Origin of the sequence: Arenibaculum sp. (genome assembly GCF_035998295.1) — a bacterium.
In the GTDB taxonomy this organism is placed as follows: domain Bacteria; phylum Pseudomonadota; class Alphaproteobacteria; order Azospirillales; family Azospirillaceae; genus DASYHS01.
This window is the reverse complement of record NZ_DASYHS010000070.1, coordinates 113,689-133,744: the sequence shown is the minus strand read 5'-3', so window position 1 is coordinate 133,744 and position 20,056 is coordinate 113,689. Positions and strand designations below refer to the sequence as shown.

The following is a 20,056-nucleotide window of genomic DNA, read 5'->3' as shown; positions in this document are numbered from 1 at the left end:
GAGGGGCAGCCGGGCGGCCGCGTGCCTCCCGGTTGCCCTTTTTGTTGAACGAACCACGACCCGAAAGTCCGAAGAGGTCCGACCATGGCCGAAATTACTGCTTCGCTCGTCAAGGAGCTGCGTGAAAAGACCGGCGCCGGGATGATGGATTGCAAGAGGGCGCTCGGCGAGACCGAGGGCAACCTCGAAGAGGCGGTCGACTGGCTGCGCAAGAAAGGCCTCGCCGCCGCCGCGAAGAAGGCCGGCCGCGTCGCCGCCGAGGGGCTCGTCGCGGTCGCGACCGCCGCGACCGCGGGCAGCGTCGTCGAGGTCAACTCGGAGACCGACTTCGTCGCCCGCAACGACCGCTTCCAGGCCTTCGCCACCCATGCCGCCGAGCTGGCGCTGACGACCGGCGGCGACGTCGAGGCGCTGAAGCAGGCGCAGTTCCCCGGGACCGGCCGTACCGTCGGCGACGAGCTGACCAACCTCGTCGCGACCATCGGCGAGAACATGAACCTGCGCCGCGCCGCCAGGCTGTCCGTCGCGGACGGTGTCGTGGCGAGCTACGTCCACAGCGCGCTGGCCCCCAGCCTCGGCAAGATCGGCGTCCTCGTCGCCCTGGAGTCGACGGGCGACAAGGAGCGGCTGGAGCAGCTCGGACGGCAGATCGCGATGCACATCGCCGCCGCCCGCCCCGATGCGCTGGACATCGCCGACGTCGATTCGAGTGCGCTCGATCGCGAGCGCAACGTCCTGGCGGAGCAGGCCCGCGCGAGCGGCAAGCCCGAGGAGATCATCTCCAAGATGGTCGAGGGCCGCCTGCGCAAGTACTACGAGGAGGTCGTCCTGCTCGAGCAGACCTTCGTCATCGACGGCGAGAACAAGGTGCGCAAGGTCGTCGAGACCGTGGCGAAGGAAATCGGCGCCCCGGTCGCCGTGAAGGGGTTCGTCCGCTTCACGCTGGGCGAGGGGATCGAGAAGGACGAAGGCGACTTCGCCGCCGAAGTGGCCGCCGTCCGGGGTTCCTGATCCGGCGGGTCCCGCCGCCCGTCGGGCCCGTCTCGGGCCTGGTTTCGCGATGAAGGGGAGAGGAAGATGCCCGAAAGCGCCCGGTACAAGCGCGTCCTGCTCAAGATCTCGGGCGAGGCGCTCATGGGAGGGCGCGAGTACGGCCTCGACCCGGTTACGGTCGACCGCGTCGCCGGCGAGGTGAAGGCGGTCGCCGCGCTCGGCGTCCAGGTCTGCCTGGTTATCGGCGGCGGGAACATCTTCCGAGGCGTCTCCGGTGCCGCAAGCGGCATGGAACGCGCGACCGCGGACTACATGGGCATGCTCGCCACGGTGATAAACGCCCTGGCGATGCAGAGCGCGCTGGAGCGCAAGGGCGTGCAGACGCGGGTGCAGTCGGCGATCCCGATGGCGAGCGTCTGCGAGCCCTATATCCGCCGCCGCGCGGTCCGGCACATGGAGAAGGGGCGGGTGGTGATCTTCGCCGCCGGCACCGGCAACCCGTTCTTCACAACCGATACCGCGGCGGCGCTGCGCGCTTCGGAGATGGCGTGCGACGCGCTCCTCAAGGGCACGAAGGTCGACGGCGTCTATTCGGCGGACCCGAAGAAGGACGCCAAAGCGGTGCGCTTCGACCGGCTCACGCATCTGGAGGTGCTGGCGCGGGACCTTCAGGTGATGGATGCGTCCGCTATTTCGCTGGCGCGCGAGAATAAAATACCGATACTCGTATTTTCCATCCACGAAGCCGGCGCCTTCGCTGAGGTGATGGCAGGGCGCGGCAGGTTCACGATCATCACCGACGAGGACTGACTGTGGCCGACACGGAAATCGCCGATCTGAGCCGTCGGATGGACGGCGCGCTCGATGCGCTGCACAAGGAATTCGCCGGCCTGCGCACGGGCCGCGCGTCAGCCTCGCTGCTGGAGCCGATCACCGTCGAAGCCTATGGCGCGCGCATGCCGATCACGCAGGTCGGTACGATCAACGTGCCCGAACCGCGCCTGATCACGGTCCAGGTCTGGGACCGGACCATGGTGAAGGCGGTGGAGAAGGCCATCCGGGAGTCCGGGCTCGGTCTCAACCCCATGACCGAGGGACAGACCATCCGCGTGCCGATCCCGGAACTGAACCAGGAGCGGCGCCAGGAACTGGCAAAGGTCGCGGCGAAGTACTCCGAGCAGGCGCGGGTCGCGGTGCGCAACGTGCGCCGGGACGGCATGGACATGCTGAAGAAGAAGGAGAAGGCCGGGGAGATCAGCCAGGACGAGCATAAAGGCCTGGCGGACAAGGTCCAGGCCATGACCGACGCTCACATCAAGAAGATCGACGAAGCGTTGGCCGCCAAAGACAAAGAGATAACGCAGGTCTGATCCGCAAATGGCGGAGGCGATCGCTCGCCCCGGGCGCACGATGCCGCGCCACGTGGCCATCATCATGGACGGCAACGGCCGCTGGGCGAAGTCCCGGAGCCTGCCGCGCACGGCCGGCCATCGCAAGGGCGTCGAGGCCGTGCGGGACGTGGTCAAGGCCGCGCGGGAACTGGGCCTTCCCTACCTGACGCTGTTCGGCTTCTCGGCGGAGAACTGGCGCCGGCCCGAGACCGAGATCTTCGACCTGATGCATCTCCTGCGGTTCTACCTGCGCAGCGAGATCGCCGAACTCCATCGCGCCGGGATACGCCTGCGCGTCGTCGGCGACAGGACCCGCCTCGCGGCGGACATCCAGGCCATGATCGGCAACGCCGAGGAGATGACGCGCGCGAACGCGGAACTGAAACTGACGATCGCCCTGAGCTACGGCGGCCGGCAGGAGATCGTCATCGCCGCCCGCCGGCTCGCCGAAGAGGTGGCCGCGGGCCGGCTGGCGCCCGAGGCGATCGACGAGGCGCTGTTCGCCCGCAACCTGCTGACGGGCGACATTCCCGATCCCGATCTCCTGATCAGGACCAGCGGCGAGAAGCGCATCAGCAATTTCATGCTCTGGCAGTGCGCCTACACCGAGTTCGTCTTCACCGATATACTCTGGCCTGACTTCACGAGGCGCGAGCTGGAAAATGCGATCGAAGAGTTCCACCGACGGGACCGCCGCTTCGGGGCCGTCAGCTCGCGGTAGGAACCCCGATCTGCTGGTACGCACCGTCTCGGCGCTTGTCCTCGGTCCAGCGGTCCTGCTGCTCGCCTATCTCGGCGGCTGGTTCTTTCTCGCGCTCCTGCTGCTGCTTGCGGCCGGGGCGGTCGTGGAATGGGTCCGGCTCGTGGCGCCGGGCCGCCATCGCGCGGCCCTGGCCGTCGCGTTGGCTGGCACGTCGGGGGCCATCCTGGCCGGGATCCTCTCCGGTGCCGGAACGGGGCTGGCCGTGGCGGTCGCGGCGATGCTGGCGCTGTATCCGGTCGCCCGCCACGGCGGCGCCGGGCATGCCTGGCTCGTCGCCTTCGCCGTACCCTATGTCGGCTTCGGCGCGCTCGCGCTGGCGTGGCTGCGCGACCGGCCGGAGCAGGGGCTGGGCCTGCTTACCTACATCCTGCTGGTGGTCTGGGCGACCGACATCGGCGCCTATGCCGCCGGCCGCACGATCGGGGGGCCGAAGCTGGCCCCGCGCATCAGCCCGAAGAAGACCTGGGCGGGGCTGCTCGGGGGCATGGCGGCGGCCGCGGCCACCGGCTACGCCGTCGCCGCGGCCTTCGGCGCCGCGGGCCCCGGCACGGCCGCCCTGCTGGGGGCGGCGCTCGCGGTCGTCGCCCAGGCCGGCGACCTGTTCGAGTCCGCGATCAAGCGGCGGTTCGACGTCAAGGACAGCGGCCGGCTCATCCCCGGCCACGGCGGTCTGCTCGACCGCATCGACGGGCTGATCGCCGCCGCGCCGGTCTTCGCCCTTTTCCACGCGGCCTGGGGAGCCTCCGCATCATGGTGGTAGACGACGCAGGCGAGAATGCGCCCCGCACGGTGACCGTGCTCGGGTCGACGGGCTCCGTCGGCGCCAGCACGGTGGACCTGCTCGCCCGCAACCCCGGCCGCTACCGGGTCGAGGCGCTGACGGCGGGCCGGAACGTCGAACTCCTCGCCCGTCAGGCCCTGGCGCTGCGGCCTGCGCTGGCCGTCGTCGCCGATCCGGACCGCTACGAGGCGCTCGCCTCGGCACTGGCGGGTTCCGGCATCGAGGTCGCGGCCGGCCCGCAGGCGGTCGTCGATGCCGCCGGCCGCCCGGCCGACTGGGTCATGGCCGCGATCGTCGGCGCCGCCGGGCTGGAACCGACCCTGGCGGCCGCGCGCCGGGGCGCGATCGTCGCCTTCGCGAACAAGGAGGTACTGGTCTGCGCGGGCCCGGTGATGATGGAGGTGGTCCGGCAATGCGGCGCGACGCTCCTGCCGGTCGACAGCGAGCACAACGCCATCTTCCAGGTCTTCGACTTCGCGCGACCCGAGGCGATCGACCGGCTGATCCTGACTGCGTCGGGCGGCCCGTTCCGCAACGCCTCGCGGGACGAGATGGCGCGCGTCACCCCGGCGCAGGCGATCGCGCATCCGATCTGGGACATGGGGGCCAAGATCTCGGTCGACAGCGCCACCATGATGAACAAGGGGCTGGAGATCATCGAGGCGCGCTTCCTGTTCGGAATGCCCGAGGACCGGATCGACGTGCTCGTCCATCCGCAGTCGGTCGTCCACAGCCTCGTCGAGTACGTCGACGGCTCGGTTCTCGCCCAGCTCGGCACGCCGGACATGCGCATCCCCATCGCGCACGCGCTGGCGTGGCCGCACCGGATACCGACCCCCGCGGCCCGTCTCGACCTGGCACGGGCCGGCACGCTCACCTTCGAGGCGCCCGATCCGGACCGGTTCCCGGCGCTGCGCCTCGCGAGGCATGCCTTGCAATGCGGAGGGGGAGCACCAACTATCCTCAATGCCGCGAACGAGGTCGCCGTCCAGGGCTTTCTGGAGGGTCGCATCGGCTTTCTCGACATCGAGCGGATCGTCGAGCGCTCGCTGACCACGCTGGCCGGAGATGCGATGCTCGATCTGGACGACGTGCGGCGCTTCGACGCGCGGGCACGCCGGTTCGCGGCCGACCTGGTAACGAAGAGCGGCTGAACCCAGCCGCGCGCACGACGGACACTCCCCATGGACCTGCTCAGTGGCATCTGGACCTATGTCGGCACCTTTCTGGTCGTGCTGACGGTCCTCGTCTTCGTGCATGAACTCGGCCACTACCTCGTGGCGCGCCGCAACGGGGTGCGCGTCGACGTGTTCTCGATCGGCTTCGGGCCGGAACTGTTCGGCTTCAACGATCGCGCCGGGACCCGCTGGAAGTTCAGCGCCATCCCGCTGGGCGGGTACGTCAAGATGTTCGGGGACGCCGACGCCGCGAGCACGCCGGGTGGCGGGCTGCGCGAGATGACGCCGGAGGAGCGGGAGGTATCGTTCCACCACAAGCGAGTGGGGCAGCGGGCCGCGGTCGTCGTCGCCGGCCCGGCGGCGAACTTCCTGTTCGCGATCGTGGTGCTGGCCGGTCTCTTCGCGCTCCAGGGGCAGCCTTTCACGCCCCCGGTGATCGGCGAGGTGCAGGCGGACAGCGCCGCTGCGGCAGCCGGATTGCAGCCGGGCGACCGCTTCGTCGCGGTCGCGGGCCGGGAGGTCGAGCGCTTCGAGGACGTCCAGGAGGCCGTGCGCACGGGCGCCGGCAGCCCGATGGAGATCGTGGTGGAGCGCGACGGGCGACAGGTCGCGACGACGGCCGTTCCCGAGGCGACGGAGATCACGGACCGGTTCGGCAACACGCACCGCATCGGGCTGCTCGGCATCAGCCGCAGCGGCATGGAGTTCCGGCGCCTCGACCCGCTGAGCGCGCTTTGGACCGCGGGCAGCGAAACCGTCAAGCTGACGGTGGGCACGCTCGGCGCCGTCGGGCAGATGATCTCCGGTTCGCGCGGAACGGAGGAGCTCGGCGGACCCTTGCGCATCGCGCAGATGTCGGGTGAGGTGGCCCAGTCCGGCATCGTGGCGCTCGTCTGGTTCATGGCGATCCTGTCGATCAATCTCGGCTTGATCAACCTGTTCCCGATCCCGATGCTGGACGGCGGGCATCTTATGTTCTATGCCGTTGAGGCCGTGAGAGGTAAGCCGCTCGGGGAGAGGGCGCAGGAGTACGGGTTCCGGATCGGGTTGGCGCTAGTGCTCACCCTGATGATCTTCGCGACCTGGAACGACCTCGTTCACCTCAGGGTGTTCGACCTCTTCCGCGGCTGACTTCGTTACGCCGGAACGGGTTTGGGGGATCACTTGGGTCTGAACAGGTTTGTGGCGCTATGCCTCGCCGCGGCATGCGCGACGGCGACTTCGTCCATCGCATTGGCCCAGGGACTGCAGACCGGGGCACAGCAGGCGCAGTTCACCGGGGGCATCATCTCGGAAATCGTCGTCGAGGGCACGCAGCGGATCGAGCCGAGCACGGTTCGCTCCTACCTGTCGGTGGTGCCCGGCGACCCCTTCAGCGAAGAGCGAATCGACCAGTCGCTCAAGAGCCTGTTCGCGACCGGCCTGTTCGCCGACGTCGCCCTCAGGCGCGAAGGCGATTCCCTGGTGGTGTCGGTGGTCGAGAACCCGATCATCAACCGCATCGCCTTCGAGGGGAACCAGCGCACCGAAGACGAGGATCTGGAGCGGGAAGTCCAGCTCCGCCCGCGGGTCGTCTATACCCGGACCCGCGTCCAGAACGACGTCCAGCGCATCATCGAGATCTACCGGCGCTCCGGCCGCTTCGCGGCGACCGTCGAGCCCAAGGTGATTCCGCTGGACCAGAACCGCGTCGATCTCGTCTTCGAAATCGACGAAGGCCCGCAGACCGGGGTCCGGCGGATCAGCTTCATCGGCAACCAGGTGTTCAGCGACGGCCGCCTGCGGGAGGAGATCCAGACGCGGGAATCGCGCTGGTACCGGTTCCTGACCTCCGAGGACTCCTACGACCCGGACCGCCTGACCTTCGACAGGGAGTTGCTGCGCCGGTTCTATCTCTCGCGCGGCTATGCGGACTTCCGGGTGGTTTCGGCCGTCGCGGAGCTGACGCCCGACCGCGAGGACTTCTTCATCACCTTCACGATCGAGGAGGGTGAGCGCTACAAGTTCGGCAACATCGACATCGCCACCGAACTGACGGCGCTTGATCCGGAGCAGCTCCGCAGCGTCCTCACCACGTCCGAGGGCGACTGGTACGATGCCGAGGCGGTCGAGGATACGATCGCGAACCTGACGAGTGCCGTCGGCGACCTGCAATACGCGTTCGTCGACATCCTGCCGCAGATCTCGCGCAACCGCGAAGAGCGGACGATCGACATCACCTACCAGATCAACGAGGGGCCGCGCGTCTTCGTCGAGCGGATCGACATCACCGGCAACGTGCGAACCACCGACAAGGTGATCCGCCGGGAGATGCAGCTCGTGGAGGGCGATCCCTTCAACACCTCGCAGCTTCGGCGCTCGGAGCAGCGGATCCGGGACCTCGGTTTCTTCGAGACCGTCACGGTGGCCACGCAGGAGGGCTCGACGCCCGACCGGTCGGTGGTGGAGGTCAACGTCGCGGAACAGTCCACCGGCGAGATCGAGGTCGGCGCGGGCTACTCCAGCGTCGACGGTCCGCTCGCCAGCTTCGGCATCCGGGAACGCAACCTCCTCGGACGTGGACAGGACCTCCGGTTCCTGGCGCTCGTCTCCGGCCGGACGCAGGAGTTCGACATCAGCTTCACCGAGCCCTATTTCCTGGATCGCGACCTCTCGGCGGGTGTCGACCTGTTCCGGATCACCCGGGACAATCAGGACGAAAGCTCCTACGACGAGAAGAACACCGGCATCAGCTTGCGCGTCGGCTATCCGCTGACGGAGCGGTTGAGGCAGCGCCTCAACTACACGATCGCCGAAACCGTCATCGAAGACGTTCCTGCGACCGCGTCGCGCTTCATCCGCGACCAGGAAGGCGGGCGGATCAAGTCGTCGATCGGCCAGGAGCTGATGTACGACGCGCGGGACAGCCGCATCGCACCCACCGAGGGGTATTACGTCCGCCTGACCAGCGAGGCCGCCGGTCTCGGCGGCGACGCCTACTTCCTCAGCAACCGCCTCGGGGCGGGCGTCTATTTCCCCGTGTTCGACCAGACCATCCTCAGCGTCCTGGGCGAGGTCGGCTACATCCTCGGCCTCGGCGAGGACGTCACGATCTCCGACCGCTTCTTCCTCGGCGGCGACAGTCTGCGCGGTTTCGCGCCGGCCGGTGTCGGGCCGCGCGACCTTGCCAGCGACGATGCGCTCGGCGGCAACCGGTTCGCCCGCGGCAGCGTCGAACTCGCCTTCCCGATCGGACTGCCGGAGGAGTTCGGCATCACCGGGCACACGTTCAGCGATTTCGGCAGCCTGGCCGGGGTCGATGTCAGCCCCCGGCCCGGAGAGCGGCTGGTGGACGAGGATGCGGTGCGGCTTTCGCTCGGCGTCGGCGTCTCGTGGCGGTCGCCGCTGGGGCCGATCCGCATCGACTTCGCCTACCCGCTCCTCAAGGAAGAGTACGACGATCCCGAAGAGTTCCGCTTCAGCTTCGGCACCCGCTTCTGAGCAAAGGCAACATGAGAATTCGTCTGCCCATCACGACGCTGGCGCTGGGGGCGTTGCTCGTCTCGACACCGTTTCGGGCGGACGCGGCGAGCGTGCCTTCACCGATCGTCGTCGTGGTCGACCTGCAGGAGATCCAACAGGAGGCTGCGGCCTACAAGAACATCCAGCAGCAACTCGATACGCAGCGCGGGGTCTACCAGAAGGAGATTGCGGCGCAGGAGGAGAAGCTCCGTTCGGCGGAACAGGAGCTTTCCCGCCAGCGAACCGTCCTCTCGCCGGAGGCGTTCGCGCAGAAGCGGCAGGAGTTCGAGACCCAGGTGGCCGAGATCCAGCGCGCGGTGCAGGACCGCAGGCGGTCGCTGGAACTGGCGCATGACGAGGCGGTGAACCAGGTCCGGGCCGCACTGCTCAAGATCGTGGCGGAAGTGGCCGGCGAGAAGGATGCCAACATCGTCCTCGCCAAGCAGCAGGTGCTGCTGGTGGAGAAGTCCCTCGATCTCACCCAAACGGTGATGGAGAGGTTGAACGCGGAACTTCCTTCCGTGAAGGTATCGATTCCGAACGCCGAGAACTGAGCCGGAGCGCACGGCCATGCCCGATTCCCGTTTTTTCAAGGTGGCCGGACCGTTCACCGTGGCCGACCTCGCCCGGATCGCCGGTGCGGTGCCGGCGGAGGGGACGGACCCCGAGCGCCTCATCCACGACGTGGCGCCGCTGAGTGCCGCCGGACCGGAGCACCTCAGCTTCCTGGACAACCGCAAATACGTTGACGCGTTCGCCGTGAGCCGGGCCGGCGCATGCTTCGTGCATCCGGATTTCGCGGCGCGCGCACCATCGGGAACGGCCGTCCTCGTGACCCGCACGCCCTACAAGGCCTACGCGCTCGCCGCCCAGGCGTTCTACCCGGTGCCGCCTCCGTCGGCCGGCATTCATCCGTCGGCGGTCGTGGATGCCTCGGCCGAGATCGGCGAGGGGTGCGAGATCGGGGCCGGGGCCGTCATAGGGGCCGGTGCGAGCCTCGGCCCCGGCTGCCGGGTGGAACCGAACGCGGTGATCGGCGAGAACGTCCGGATCGGTGCCGGCACCCGGATCGGCGCCTGCGCCTCGCTGAGCCACTGCCTGATCGGCGAGCGCGTCCTCGTCTATCCAGGTGTCCGGATCGGCCAGGACGGGTTCGGCTTCGCGATGGACGCGGCTGGGCATGTGCGGGTTCCACAACTCGGCCGCGTCATCGTGGAGGACGATGTCGAGATCGGCGCCAATACCACCATCGACCGCGGCGCGGGGCCTGACACGGTCATCGGCCGCGGAAGCATGATTGATAATCTCGTGCAGATCGGGCACAACGTGACCCTGGGCGCCGGTTGCGTCGTCGTCGCACAGGCGGGCATCTCCGGCAGTTCGAGACTGGGGCATCACGCCGTGCTCGCCGCCCAGGCGGGGATCGCGGGGCACTTGACGGTCGGTCCCGGCGCGCGCATCGCCGCCCAGAGCGGCGTCATGAAGGACGTCGCCGCCGGCGAGGAGGTCTGCGGTTCGCCCGCCGTTCCGATCCGGCAGTTCTTCCGGCAGGTGGCGACGTTGAGCAGGGTCAGCCGTGCGGACCGCGGCGCTCGTGACAAGGAAGAGTAGGGATGGAAGGAACGGCGGAAGAGCAGGAGGTCGGCGAGATCGACGTCGTGCGGATCATGGAGATGATCCCCCATCGGTATCCGATGCTGATGATCGATCGCGTGAAGGAGATCATCCCCGACGTCAGCGCCGTCGGCATCAAGAACCTCTCGATCAACGAGCAGTTCTTCCAGGGCCACTTCCCGACCCGGCCGGTGATGCCGGGCGTCCTGATCATAGAGTCCATGGCCCAGACCGCCGCCGTGCTGGTGGTGCGGACCCTGGGGGCGGAGGCCGAAGGCAAGCTCGTCTACTTCATGACCGTCGACGACGCGCGGTTCCGCAAGCCGCTGGTGCCGGGCGATACCGTGCATGTGCATGTCACCAAGATTCGAAACCGGGGTACCGTCTGGAAGTTCCGGGGCGAAGCCAGGGTCAACGGCACGCTCTGCGCCGAGGCGACCTATTCCGCGATGATCCTGGACAAGTAAGGCTTCATGTCTGTTTCAATCCATCCCAGCGCGGTCGTGGATCCGGCGGCCCGCCTGGGGGCCGACGTGCAGGTCGGCCCGTTCTGCGTGGTCGGGCCCGATGTCCGTCTCGGAGACCGCGTCCGCCTCGTTTCGCATGTCGCGGTCGACGGCAGGACCACGGTCGGCGCCGACACGGTGATCTATCCCTTCGCCTCGATCGGGCACGCGCCGCAGGACCTGAAGTATTCGGGCGAGCCGTCCGAGCTGATCATCGGGGCCCGGAACCGCATCCGCGAGCACGTCACGATGAACCCCGGCACGTCCGGCGGGGGGATGCTGACCCGCGTTGGCGACGATTGCCTGTTCATGATGTCGGCGCATGTCGCGCATGACTGCATCGTCGGCAACCACGTGATCCTCGCCAACAACGCGACGCTCGCCGGCCATGTCGAGATCGGCGACTACGCGATCCTCGGTGGCCTGTCCGCCGTGCACCAGTTCGTGCGCATCGGCGCCCACGCGATGATCGGCGGCATGTCGGGCGTGGAGAACGACGTGATCCCGTTCGGCCTGGTCATGGGCGAGAGGGCGCGTCTGGCCGGCCTGAACCTGGTCGGTCTCGACCGGCGCGGCTTCGACAAGGACGAGATACGGGCACTTCGGACGGCGTTCCGCGCGCTGTTCCAGGGTGATGGCACCCTCGCCGAACGGGTCGGGCGGGTGGAGGTCGAGTTCACGGACTCGTCCCTGGTTTCGGCAATGATGGACTTCATCCGGTCCCGCAACAACCGTGCCCTCTGCCTGCCCAGGCAGGAGAATGGCGGCTAAGCTCGGGATCGTCGCCGGCGGCGGCGATCTCCCGTTCCGCCTGATCGAGGCGTGCCGGGCCGCCGGCCGCCCCTTCTTCGTCCTCGCGCTCGACGGACACGCCGACGACGGCGTCTGTGCCGGCGTGCCCCACGCGCGCGTGCGGCTCGGCGCCGCCGGGCAGGCGCTGGACGCGCTGCGCGATGCCGGCGTGACGGAGATCGTGCTGGCGGGCAGGGTCCGCCGCCCGAGCCTGGCGGAGCTCAGGCCGGACTGGCGCGCGACGCGCCTGTTCGCCAAGCTGGGGATGCGCGCCTTGGGCGACGACGGCCTGCTCCGCGCGGTGACCGCCGAACTGGAGCGCGAAGGCTTTCGCATCGTGGGCGCCCAGGACGTCTTCGCCGCATTGCTGACGCCCCCGGGGCCGGTCGGCGGTCTGACACCCGACGCCGAGGCGGAGCGGGACATCGCGCGCGGCGTCGAGGTCGCGCGCATGCTGGGCGCCCTGGACGTCGGCCAGGCCGTGGTGGTGCAGCAAGGCATCGTCCTGGGAGTGGAGGCGGTCGAAGGGACCGACGCGCTGATCGAGCGCTGCGGGCCGCTGCGGCGCGGCGGGGCCGGGGGAGTGCTGGTCAAGATACGCAAGCCGACGCAGGACCTGCGCTTCGACCTGCCGACGGTCGGTCCCGCGACGGTGGAAGCCGTGGCGCGGGCCGGTCTCGCCGGTGTCGCCGTGGAGGCCGGCGCGACCCTCATGCTCGACCGCGAGGCGGTCGCTGCCGTTGCCGACCGGCTCGGCGTGTTCGTCGTAGGATTGGAGATCGCCTGACGTGACCGGCAAGAACGAGTCCGGGCCGCTCGTATTCCTCATCGCGGGCGAGCCTTCCGGCGACGTGCTGGGGGCGCGGCTGATGGCGGCCCTGTCGCGCCGGACCGGAGGAACGGTGCGGTTCGCGGGGATCGGCGGCGAGCGCATGATGGAGCAGGGGCTCGATCCTCTGTTCCCTCTGGACGAGCTGGCGCTGTTCGGCCTCGCGGAACTGCTGCCGAAGCTCCCTTCGCTGATCCGGCGGCTGGGCCAGACGGCGGATGCGATCCGGCAGGCCCGGCCCGACGTGGTGGTGACCATAGACGCGCCGGACTTCTGCTTCCGCGTCGCCAAGCGCATCCGGGCCGAGGGGATACCGGTCGTCCACTACGTCGCGCCTACCGTGTGGGCCTGGCGACCCGGGCGGGCGCGCAAGCTCGCCGGGCTGGTGGACCATCTGCTCGCGCTGCTGCCTTTCGAGCCGCCCTATTTCCATCGGGAGGGCCTGGCTTGCACCTTCGTCGGCCATCCCGTGGTGGAGACGGGGGCGGGGCAGGGCGACGGCGCGCGGCTGCGCGCACGATACGGCATCGCGCCCGACGCCCCGCTGGTGTGCGTTCTGCCCGGCAGCCGCAACAGCGAAGTGTCCCGGCTGTTGCCCGTTTTCGGAACGACGCTGGCGCTGCTGGCCGAGCGGCATCCGGGCTTGAGGGCGGTCGTGCCGACGGTTCCGCAGATGAGCGGCCGCGTCCGCGCGGCCGCGGCCTCCTGGAGCGTTCCGACGGTGGTCGTCGAGGGGGACGAGGGGAAGTACGACGCGATGGCGGCGAGCACGGTTGCCCTGGCCGCATCCGGCACCGTGGCGCTGGAACTCGCGCTGTCCCGGCTTCCGGCGGTGATCGCCTATCGCCTGCACCCCGTCACGGTGGCACTCTACCGCCGCCTGATCAGGGTGAAATACGCCAATCTGGTCAATATCATGCTGGATCGGATGCTGGTGCCCGAACTCCTCCAGGAGGAGTGCACGCCAGACCGTCTGGCGGCGGCGCTCTCGACGCTGCTCGATGATCCGGCGGCGCGCCGGGTCCAGATCGAGGGGGTTTCGGAGGTTGCGCGCTGGCTGGGCCACGGAGGTCCGGGCCCGAGCGAACGGGCGGCCGAGGTCGTGCTCGGCGTCGTTGCCGGCACCACGGCAGAAATGAAGGGAGAACGAAGACCATGAGCGACACGGCTTCAGGGAGCTCGTACCGCATCCTCCACACGATGCTGCGGGTCCTCGACCTCGAGAAGTCCCTGGACTTCTACACCCGGCTGCTGGGAATGAAGCTCCTGCGCCGCACGGACTACGAGGGTGGGCGGTTCACGCTCGCCTTCGTCGGCTACGGCAGCGAGAGCGACACCGCGGTCATCGAACTCACCCATAACTGGGACCAGGCCGAGCCCTATACGATCGGGAGCGGATATGGCCACATCGCGATCGGCGTGCCCGACATCCATGCGACCTGCGACCGGCTGGCCGCGGAAGGCGTCAGGATCCCCCGGCCGCCCGGGCCGATGAAGCATGGGAGCACCGTGATCGCCTTCATCGAAGACCCCGACGGCTACAAGGTCGAGCTGATCGAGCGGAAATGAGACCGGCCGGCCGCGGCATTCGTGCCGCAGCCGGTTCTCAACCGAACATCTGGACGAACAACGTCACTGCCGCGGCGCCGGTCAGTGCGAGCAAGGCCGCGCGGCGCAGCCTGAGACGCATGGGCATGCGGTTGTCGTTGGCGGGGGGAAAAAGCCGCCCGCGGACGTCGCGGGCGGACAGGAGCACGGCCGGGACCCTGCGGGCGGGCCCACCGGGCCCGCCCGAGCGGATCTGAGACGTCCGGCGGTTACGCACGCTCGTTGAGCGGCCTGAACGGCCGCTTCGCCGCACCGGTATAGAGCTGACGCGGCCGTCCGATCTTCTGGGACGGGTCCTCGATCATCTCCTTCCACTGGGCCACCCAGCCGACGGTGCGCGCCACCGCGAACAGCACCGTGAACATCGAGGTCGGCAGGCCGATCGCCTTCAGGATGATTCCCGAGTAGAAGTCGACGTTGGGGTACAGCTTCTTCTCGATGAAGTAGTCGTCCTGCAGCGCGATGCGCTCCAGTTCCATCGCAATGTCGAGCAGCGGCTCGTTCTTGATCCCGAGTTCGCCCAGCACCTCGTGGCAGGCCCGCCGCATCACCTGCGCACGCGGGTCGAAGTTCTTGTAGACGCGGTGGCCGAAACCCATCAGGCGGAAGCTGTCGTTCTTGTCCTTGGCGCGGGCGATGAACTCGGGGATGCGGTCCTTGCTGCCGATCTCCTGGAGCATCTTGAGCACCGCCTCGTTGGCGCCGCCATGGGCCGGACCCCAGAGCGAGGCGATGCCGGCGGCGATGCAGGCGAAGGGGTTGGCGCCCGAGGACCCGGCGAGGCGGACGGTCGAGGTCGACGCGTTCTGCTCGTGATCCGCGTGGAGGATCAGCAGGCGGTCCATCGCCTTGGCGACGACCGGGTTCACCTTGTAGGGCTCGCAGGGGACCGCGAAGAGCATCTGCAGGAAGTTTTCCGCATAGCTCAGGTCGTTGCGCGGGTAAACGAAAGGCTGCCCGATCGAGTACTTGAAGGCCATGGCGGCGATGGTCGGGATCTTCGCGACCAGCCGATGGGACGCGACCATCCGGTGGTACGGGTCCTCGATGTCGGTGCTGTCGTGGTAGAAGGCGGACAGGGCGCCGGTCACCCCGCACAAGATCGCCATCGGGTGGGCGTCGCGCCGGAAACCGCGGTAGAAGGCGGTGAGCTGCTCATGCACCATCGTGTGATGCGTGATCGTGTCCTCGAACTGCTGGCGCTGATCGGGCGTGGGCAGGTCGCCGTACAGCAGCAGGTAGCACACCTCGAGGAAGTTGCTGTGCTCGGCCAGGTCTTCGATCGCGTAGCCGCGGTGGAGGAGGACGCCCTCGTCACCGTCGATGAAGGTGATCTTGGACTCGCAGCTCCCCGTCGACGTGTAGCCGGGATCGAAGGTGAAATGACCGGTTTCGTTGTAGAGCTTGCGGATGTCGATCACCGAAGGGCCAAGGCTGCCCTCGAGTACGGGAAGTTCGTAGGACGTTCCGGTGCGGTTGTCGACAAGCGTCACCGTTTCTTGGGTCATCTCGGCTTTCCTTTGACGTCTTCGTGATCGGAATCCCCGCGCCCCTCGTATGGGTCGAGGATAATGCTGCGCCGCCGAGTTGGCAACGCGGGCCCGCGGGTCTACCGCGGTTGCGTAAGGTCGTTAATGCGGGCGAGGGCCTCCTCGCGGCCGAGAATCTCGGCCACGTCGAATACGGGCGGGCTGACGGTCGACCCCGTCAGGGCGGCGCGCAGCGGCTGGGCGACCTTGCCCAGCTTGAGGCCGCGCTCCTCGGCGAAGGTCCGGGTCGCGGCCTCCAGCGCCGGTGCGGTCCAGTCCGGCGCGCCGGACAGCGCCGTCACGAGGTCGCGCAGGATGCCGAGCCCCGCGCCGTCGAGCTGCTCGCGCGCCTTGTCGGTCGGTGTCAGCGGTCGCTTGGCTACGAAAAATGCAGCGGATTCAGCAAGTTCGACAAGTGTCTTCGAGCGCGGCTTGAGGCCGGGCATGGCGCGTTGCAGCAGAGTGCGGCCTTCGTCCCCGATCGGGTGGCCGAGGATGGCCTCGATCCTGGGGACGATCAGCGCGACGAGGCGGGCGTCGTCGGCCTCGCGCAGGTAGTGGGCGTTCAGGTTGTCGAGCTTGGCGAAGTCGATGCGCGACGGCGACCGGCCGATACCGTCCAGGTCGAACCATTCCACCGCCTGCTCGGTCGAGATGATCTCGTCGTCGCCGTGGCCCCAGCCGAGGCGCAGCAGGTAGTTGCGGACCGCTTCCGGCAGGTAGCCCATGTCCCGATAGGCATCGATGCCGAGAGCGCCGTGGCGCTTGGACAGCTTGGCGCCGTCCGGGCCGTGGATCAGCGGGATGTGGGCGAACTCCGGCAGGTTCCAGCCCATCGCGTTGTAGATCTGGATCTGACGGAAGGTGTTGGTCAGATGGTCGTCCCCACGGACCACGTGGGTGACGCCCATGTCGTGGTCATCGACGACGACGGCCAGCAGGTATGTCGGCGTGCCGTCCGCGCGCAGCAGTACGAGGTCGTCGAGCTGCGCGTTCTGGACCCGGACCTCGCCCTGGACGTGGTCGCGCAGCACCGTCTCGCCGGACTGCGGCGCCTTCAGCCTGATCACGGGATCGACCCCCGCGGGCGCTTCGGACGGGTCGCGGTCGCGCCACCGCCCGTCGTAGCGGACGGGCAGGCCGGCGGCGCGCTGGGCCTCGCGCATCTCTTCGAGTTCGGCCGGCGTCGTGTAGCAGCGGTATGCCGTTCCGTCGGCGAGCATCCGGTGCGCCACTTCCGCGTGCCGGTCGCGGCGGGCGAACTGCGACGCCGCTTCGTCGTCCCAGTCGAGCCCGAGCCAGGACATGCCGTCCAGGATCGCGTCCACCGCCTCCTGGGTCGAGCGTGCCCGGTCGGTGTCCTCGATGCGCAGGAGGAACCTGCCGCCGTGATGGCGGGCGAACAGCCAGTTGAACAGGGCCGTACGCGCGCCGCCGATGTGGAGGAAGCCGGTGGGCGATGGAGCAAAACGGGTGACGACGGTCATCGGTCGGGCTATTCCATGATCGCATCGGTTCGAGGGACGGGCTGACATAGCACAACGTGACGGCGGGTGCATCCAATGCGAAGCATCGTTGCCGCGGAGCCCATGTCCGCGAGCGGAGGACGGCCGGGCCCGGACCGGGCATGGGCCGCCGTCGCGTCCATCTGGGCCGCCGAGGCGGAGCGCTGGCTGCTGTGGCTTCCCGTGCTCGCCGGGGCCGGGATCGGCATCTACTTCGCCCTGCCGGCCGAGCCGCCCGTCTGGATCGGGCCGGTCGTCGCGGCGGCGCTGTCGGTGGCGCTCGCAGCGGCACGCCGATCCATGCCCACGCTCGTCGCATTCGCCGCGCTCGCCGCCGTCGCCTTCGGCTTCGCCGCCGCCCAGGTCCGGACCGCAGCGGTGTCGGCGCCGGTCCTCACGCGCGGCAGCGGACCGGTGGTGGTGACCGGACGCGTCGTGGTGATGGAGCGCGGCGAAGGGGCCGCACGAGTGACGCTGGACGAGGTCGCCATCGCCGGCATGGAGCCGGCTGCGACCCCCGAACGCGTCCGCCTTCACGTTTCCGAGCGCCACGGCGAGGTCATGCCCGGCATGACCCTGCGCGTCCGCGCCTTCCTGCAGCCGCCGCCCGGCCCGGTGATGCCCGGCTCCTTCGATTTCGGGCGCCAGCTCTTCTTCGCCCGGATCGGCGCCGTCGGCCGTTCGATCGGGCCGGTCGAGCCGGTGGACGGCGCGGGATCGATGCTGTCCTCGGCCGCAGCCGAGCGGGCGCGCCGGGTGCTGGCCGACCGGATCCTGGATAGTCTCGACGGCGCGCGGGCAGGGGTGGCGGCGGCCCTGGTCGCCGGCGAGCAACGCGCCATTCCGGCCGAGGCCATGGAAGAGATCCGCATCTCCGGCCTGGCCCATCTCCTCTCCATCTCGGGCCTGCATGTCGGGTTGGTGGCCGGCCTCGTCTTCTTCGCGGTCCGCGCCCTGCTGGCGATGGTTGAAACCGTCGCCCTGAGGTTCCCGATCAAGAAATGGGCGGCGGTCCCGGCTCTGACCGCAGCGGTCGGCTACACGCTGCTCGTCGGGGCTCCCGTGCCCACGCAACGCGCGGCGCTGATGACGGGCATCGTGCTCGGCGCGATGCTGCTGGAGCGCAACCCCTTCAGCATGCGGCTGGTCGCCTTCGCAGCGGCGGTCGTCCTGCTGCTCCAGCCCGAGAGCATGCTGGGGCCGAGTTTCCAGATGTCGTTCGGCGCCGTGATCGCCCTCATCGCGGCCTACGAATCGTTGGGAAGCCGGTTCGCCGCGTGGCGCGCCGGTGCAGGCATGCCGCTGCGCGCCGCACTCTACCTTTTCGGCCTCGTGCTCACGTCCCTGGTGGCGAGTCTCGCGACCCTGCCGTTCGGGCTCCACCACTTCCAGCAGATCCAGTTCTACGGAGTGGCGGCCAACATGATCGCGGTGCCGGTGACCTCGTTCTGGGTCATGCCTCTGGGACTGGTGTCCGTCGCGGCGATGCCGTTCGGCCTGGAAAGCTGGCCGCTGGAGGCGATGGCGCTCGGCATCGACGTGATCCTGGGAACGGCCAGCGTCGTTGCGGGCCTGCCGGGTGCATCCGGACTGGTTCCGGCGATGCCGGTCTGGGGATTGACGGCGCTCGCCCTCGGCGGGCTCTGGCTCGTACTGTGGACGCGACGCTGGCGCCTGCTCGGCCTGATCCCGGTCGCGCTGGGTTTCGCCTCGATCCTCCTGGCGCCGCGGCCGGACCTGCTCGTCTCCGACGACGGCCGCGTCGTCGCGCTGCGCGACGGAGGAGGGCATCTCCTCCTGTCGACGAAAAGAGCAGGCCGGTTCGATGCGCAGACCTGGCTTCGCCACGACGGCCGGGCGGACGCGGAGGCCTGGCCGGCGCAGGGACCGGGAGCCGGCGGCGCCCTCGCGTGCGACCCGCAAGGCTGCATCTGGAACGCCGGGGGAAAGCGGGTCGCCATCGCGTGGCGCTACGAGGCATTCCTGGAGGATTGCCTGGCCGCCGACATCGTCGTCGCGCCCGAACTGTACGGACGCTGCGCGGCGCCGGTCGCGATCACCCGCGGCGATCTCCTGCGCAAGGGAGCCCATGCCCTTCGTCTGGGCACGGACGGCGTGCGGATCGAGACCGTCGCCGACGCGAGGGGGAGCCGGCCTTGGGCGCCGGCTCCCCGGTAGTAGCCTGCGAACAGGATCCGCATGCGAAAGCGGGCGCGCCGTTCCGGACCCGTGCCGCGCCCGTCCCGCGGTCAGTACTGGCGGAGAAGGCCGATCAGCTTGCCCTGGACGCGAACCTTGTCCGGCCCGAAGATCCGGGTCTCGTACTTCGCGTTGGCCGGTTCGAGGGCGATGGCATTGCCTTTGCGGCGCAGCCGCTTCAGCGTCACCTCGTTCTCGTCGACCAGCGCCACCACGATGGTGCCGCTGTCGGCCGTCTCGCAACGCTGGATCACGACGGTATCGCCATCCAGGATGCCGGCATCGACCATGGAGTCGCCAGCGACCTCGAGGGCGTAGTGCTCCCCCGCGCCGAGCATGCCGGCCGGCACCGGGACCTTCGCCGCCCCGTCCATCTTGAGCGCCTCGATGGGCGTGCCGGCCGCGATGCGGCCGAGCATCGGAAGGTCGACGGCATCGGCGGCCACGGTGACCTCGCGGCCGGCCAGCGCCGCCGAGAAGTCGCCCCGGATCACATTGGGCTGGAACCGGGCGCGGCCGCGCGGCGCGCGGGCGGCCTCGAAGTTCTCGGGCAGGCGGATCACCTCGATCGCGCGGGCGCGATGCGGCAGCCGCCGGATGAAGCCGCGCTCCTCCAGGGCCGAGATCAGCCGATGGATGCCCGACTTCGACTTGAGGCCGAGCGCCTCCTTCATCTCGTCGAAGGAGGGGGACACGCCTCCTTCGCCTTGCCTGTCCTGAATGAACAGGAGCAGTTCGTACTGTTTGCGCGTCAGCATCTACGCCCCCTTCCGCACGACGTTGCAGGTCCGGAACAAAACCAAAACAGCTTGAAGGTGTTCTAGTTTGGTTCCGAGGCGGCGTCAAGCATTCGCTTCATAAAAGGAA

19 protein-coding genes are annotated in these 20,056 nt (G+C 68.9%); 16 read left to right on the top strand and 3 right to left on the bottom strand.

The genetic code is table 11. The features are described 5' to 3' along the window. The first annotated feature begins 84 nt into the window (after positions 1–84). The 15 genes from tsf to gloA all read left to right on the top strand — a co-directional run bounded on the left by tsf (position 85) and on the right by gloA (position 13,917). Complete coding sequence (gene tsf / locus VGO20_RS08310) at positions 85–1,011, top strand: translation elongation factor Ts (RefSeq protein ID WP_327501846.1); 927 nt, start codon at positions 85–87, stop codon at positions 1,009–1,011. Positions 1,012–1,077: 66 nt separating this feature from the next. After that, the gene (pyrH, locus tag VGO20_RS08305; RefSeq protein ID WP_327501845.1) at positions 1,078–1,803 is read left to right on the top strand and encodes a UMP kinase; all 726 of its coding nucleotides are present in this window, start codon (positions 1,078–1,080) and stop codon (positions 1,801–1,803) included. 38 nt (positions 1,804–1,841) lie between these two features. Further along, entirely contained in the window at positions 1,842–2,363 is a 522-nt protein-coding gene (gene frr, locus VGO20_RS08300; RefSeq protein WP_414639786.1) for a ribosome recycling factor, read from the top strand. 7 nt (positions 2,364–2,370) lie between these two features. Further along, the gene (locus tag VGO20_RS08295; RefSeq protein WP_327501843.1) at positions 2,371–3,105 is read left to right on the top strand and encodes an isoprenyl transferase; all 735 of its coding nucleotides are present in this window, start codon (positions 2,371–2,373) and stop codon (positions 3,103–3,105) included. Next, positions 3,047–3,907, top strand: a complete 861-nt coding sequence (locus tag VGO20_RS08290) for a phosphatidate cytidylyltransferase (protein WP_327501842.1) — start codon at positions 3,047–3,049, stop codon at positions 3,905–3,907. The genes VGO20_RS08295 and VGO20_RS08290 overlap by 59 nt, the downstream gene beginning before the upstream one ends. Beyond that, on the top strand, positions 3,898–5,082 hold the full coding sequence (locus VGO20_RS08285) for a 1-deoxy-D-xylulose-5-phosphate reductoisomerase (RefSeq protein WP_327501841.1): 1,185 nt from the start codon (positions 3,898–3,900) through the stop codon (positions 5,080–5,082). Before VGO20_RS08290 ends, VGO20_RS08285 begins: the two co-directional genes overlap by 10 nt. Before the next feature lie 30 nt (positions 5,083–5,112). Then, a complete protein-coding gene (rseP, locus tag VGO20_RS08280) occupies positions 5,113–6,237 on the top strand; it encodes an RIP metalloprotease RseP (protein WP_327501840.1) in 1,125 nt (374 codons plus the stop codon). A 96-nt stretch (positions 6,238–6,333) separates the two neighbouring features. Then, complete coding sequence (bamA, locus tag VGO20_RS08275; protein WP_414639785.1) at positions 6,334–8,586, top strand: outer membrane protein assembly factor BamA; 2,253 nt, start codon at positions 6,334–6,336, stop codon at positions 8,584–8,586. Positions 8,587–8,597: 11 nt separating this feature from the next. After that, a complete protein-coding gene (locus tag VGO20_RS08270; RefSeq protein WP_327501838.1) occupies positions 8,598–9,161 on the top strand; it encodes an OmpH/Skp family outer membrane protein in 564 nt (187 codons plus the stop codon). A gap of 16 nt (positions 9,162–9,177) precedes the next feature. Further along, positions 9,178–10,218, top strand: coding sequence for a UDP-3-O-(3-hydroxymyristoyl)glucosamine N-acyltransferase (lpxD, locus tag VGO20_RS08265; RefSeq protein ID WP_327501837.1), 1,041 nt, complete (start codon positions 9,178–9,180; stop codon positions 10,216–10,218). A gap of 2 nt (positions 10,219–10,220) precedes the next feature. Beyond that, positions 10,221–10,688: a 3-hydroxyacyl-ACP dehydratase FabZ gene (gene fabZ / locus VGO20_RS08260; protein WP_327501836.1), complete on the top strand. Its 468-nt coding sequence runs from the start codon at positions 10,221–10,223 to the stop codon at positions 10,686–10,688. Positions 10,689–10,694: 6 nt separating this feature from the next. Next, positions 10,695–11,498 carry an acyl-ACP--UDP-N-acetylglucosamine O-acyltransferase gene (gene lpxA / locus VGO20_RS08255; protein ID WP_327501835.1) on the top strand — a complete coding sequence of 268 codons (804 nt, stop codon included), beginning with the start codon at positions 10,695–10,697 and terminating at the stop codon, positions 11,496–11,498. Continuing rightward, positions 11,488–12,306, top strand: a complete 819-nt coding sequence (locus VGO20_RS08250) for an LpxI family protein (protein WP_327501834.1) — start codon at positions 11,488–11,490, stop codon at positions 12,304–12,306. Before lpxA ends, VGO20_RS08250 begins: the two co-directional genes overlap by 11 nt. A 1-nt stretch (position 12,307) precedes the next feature. Continuing rightward, positions 12,308–13,507 (top strand): lipid-A-disaccharide synthase, encoded by a 1,200-nt coding sequence (gene lpxB, locus VGO20_RS08245; protein WP_327501833.1) that lies wholly within the window; start codon positions 12,308–12,310, stop codon positions 13,505–13,507. Further along, positions 13,504–13,917, top strand: coding sequence for a lactoylglutathione lyase (gene gloA, locus VGO20_RS08240; protein ID WP_327501832.1), 414 nt, complete (start codon positions 13,504–13,506; stop codon positions 13,915–13,917). The genes lpxB and gloA overlap by 4 nt, the downstream gene beginning before the upstream one ends. A gap of 248 nt (positions 13,918–14,165) precedes the next feature. On the opposite strand, the gene gltA is transcribed toward gloA, so the two are convergent. After that, positions 14,166–15,464 carry a citrate synthase gene (gene gltA, locus VGO20_RS08235; RefSeq protein ID WP_327501831.1) on the bottom strand — a complete coding sequence of 433 codons (1,299 nt, stop codon included), beginning with the start codon at positions 15,462–15,464 and terminating at the stop codon, positions 14,166–14,168. A 101-nt stretch (positions 15,465–15,565) separates the two neighbouring features. Then, positions 15,566–16,972 (bottom strand): glutamate--tRNA ligase, encoded by a 1,407-nt coding sequence (gene gltX / locus VGO20_RS08230; protein ID WP_327501830.1) that lies wholly within the window; start codon positions 16,970–16,972, stop codon positions 15,566–15,568. Between the two features lie 102 nt (positions 16,973–17,074). Here gltX and VGO20_RS08225 point away from each other — a divergent pair, with 102 nt between their 5' ends. Next, positions 17,075–19,168, top strand: a complete 2,094-nt coding sequence (locus VGO20_RS08225; RefSeq protein WP_327501829.1) for a ComEC/Rec2 family competence protein — start codon at positions 17,075–17,077, stop codon at positions 19,166–19,168. A gap of 71 nt (positions 19,169–19,239) precedes the next feature. On the opposite strand, the gene lexA is transcribed toward VGO20_RS08225, so the two are convergent. After that, the gene (gene lexA, locus VGO20_RS08220) at positions 19,240–19,947 is read right to left on the bottom strand and encodes a transcriptional repressor LexA (RefSeq protein ID WP_327501828.1); all 708 of its coding nucleotides are present in this window, start codon (positions 19,945–19,947) and stop codon (positions 19,240–19,242) included. Positions 19,948–20,056: the final 109 nt, after the last annotated feature.

Excerpts from the sequence above, each read along its gene's own strand:
- pyrH (WP_327501845.1), top strand. The coding sequence starts at position 1,078 with ATGCCCGAAAGCGCCCGGTACAAGCGCGTCCTGCTCAAGATCTCGGGC.
- gloA (WP_327501832.1), top strand. The coding sequence starts at position 13,504 with ATGAGCGACACGGCTTCAGGGAGCTCGTACCGCATCCTCCACACGATG.
- fabZ (WP_327501836.1), top strand. The coding sequence starts at position 10,221 with ATGGAAGGAACGGCGGAAGAGCAGGAGGTCGGCGAGATCGACGTCGTG.
- frr (WP_414639786.1), top strand. The coding sequence starts at position 1,842 with ATGGACGGCGCGCTCGATGCGCTGCACAAGGAATTCGCCGGCCTGCGC.
- rseP (WP_327501840.1), top strand. The coding sequence starts at position 5,113 with ATGGACCTGCTCAGTGGCATCTGGACCTATGTCGGCACCTTTCTGGTC.
- gltA (WP_327501831.1), bottom strand. The coding sequence starts at position 15,464 with ATGACCCAAGAAACGGTGACGCTTGTCGACAACCGCACCGGAACGTCC.
- tsf (WP_327501846.1), top strand. The coding sequence starts at position 85 with ATGGCCGAAATTACTGCTTCGCTCGTCAAGGAGCTGCGTGAAAAGACC.
- lpxA (WP_327501835.1), top strand. The coding sequence starts at position 10,695 with ATGTCTGTTTCAATCCATCCCAGCGCGGTCGTGGATCCGGCGGCCCGC.
- VGO20_RS08225 (WP_327501829.1), top strand. The coding sequence starts at position 17,075 with ATGTCCGCGAGCGGAGGACGGCCGGGCCCGGACCGGGCATGGGCCGCC.
- VGO20_RS08270 (WP_327501838.1), top strand. The coding sequence starts at position 8,598 with ATGAGAATTCGTCTGCCCATCACGACGCTGGCGCTGGGGGCGTTGCTC.
- VGO20_RS08250 (WP_327501834.1), top strand. The coding sequence starts at position 11,488 with ATGGCGGCTAAGCTCGGGATCGTCGCCGGCGGCGGCGATCTCCCGTTC.
- VGO20_RS08290 (WP_327501842.1), top strand. The coding sequence starts at position 3,047 with ATGCGATCGAAGAGTTCCACCGACGGGACCGCCGCTTCGGGGCCGTCA.
- gltX (WP_327501830.1), bottom strand. The coding sequence starts at position 16,972 with ATGACCGTCGTCACCCGTTTTGCTCCATCGCCCACCGGCTTCCTCCAC.
- lexA (WP_327501828.1), bottom strand. The coding sequence starts at position 19,947 with ATGCTGACGCGCAAACAGTACGAACTGCTCCTGTTCATTCAGGACAGG.
- VGO20_RS08285 (WP_327501841.1), top strand. The coding sequence starts at position 3,898 with ATGGTGGTAGACGACGCAGGCGAGAATGCGCCCCGCACGGTGACCGTG.
- lpxD (WP_327501837.1), top strand. The coding sequence starts at position 9,178 with ATGCCCGATTCCCGTTTTTTCAAGGTGGCCGGACCGTTCACCGTGGCC.
- VGO20_RS08295 (WP_327501843.1), top strand. The coding sequence starts at position 2,371 with ATGGCGGAGGCGATCGCTCGCCCCGGGCGCACGATGCCGCGCCACGTG.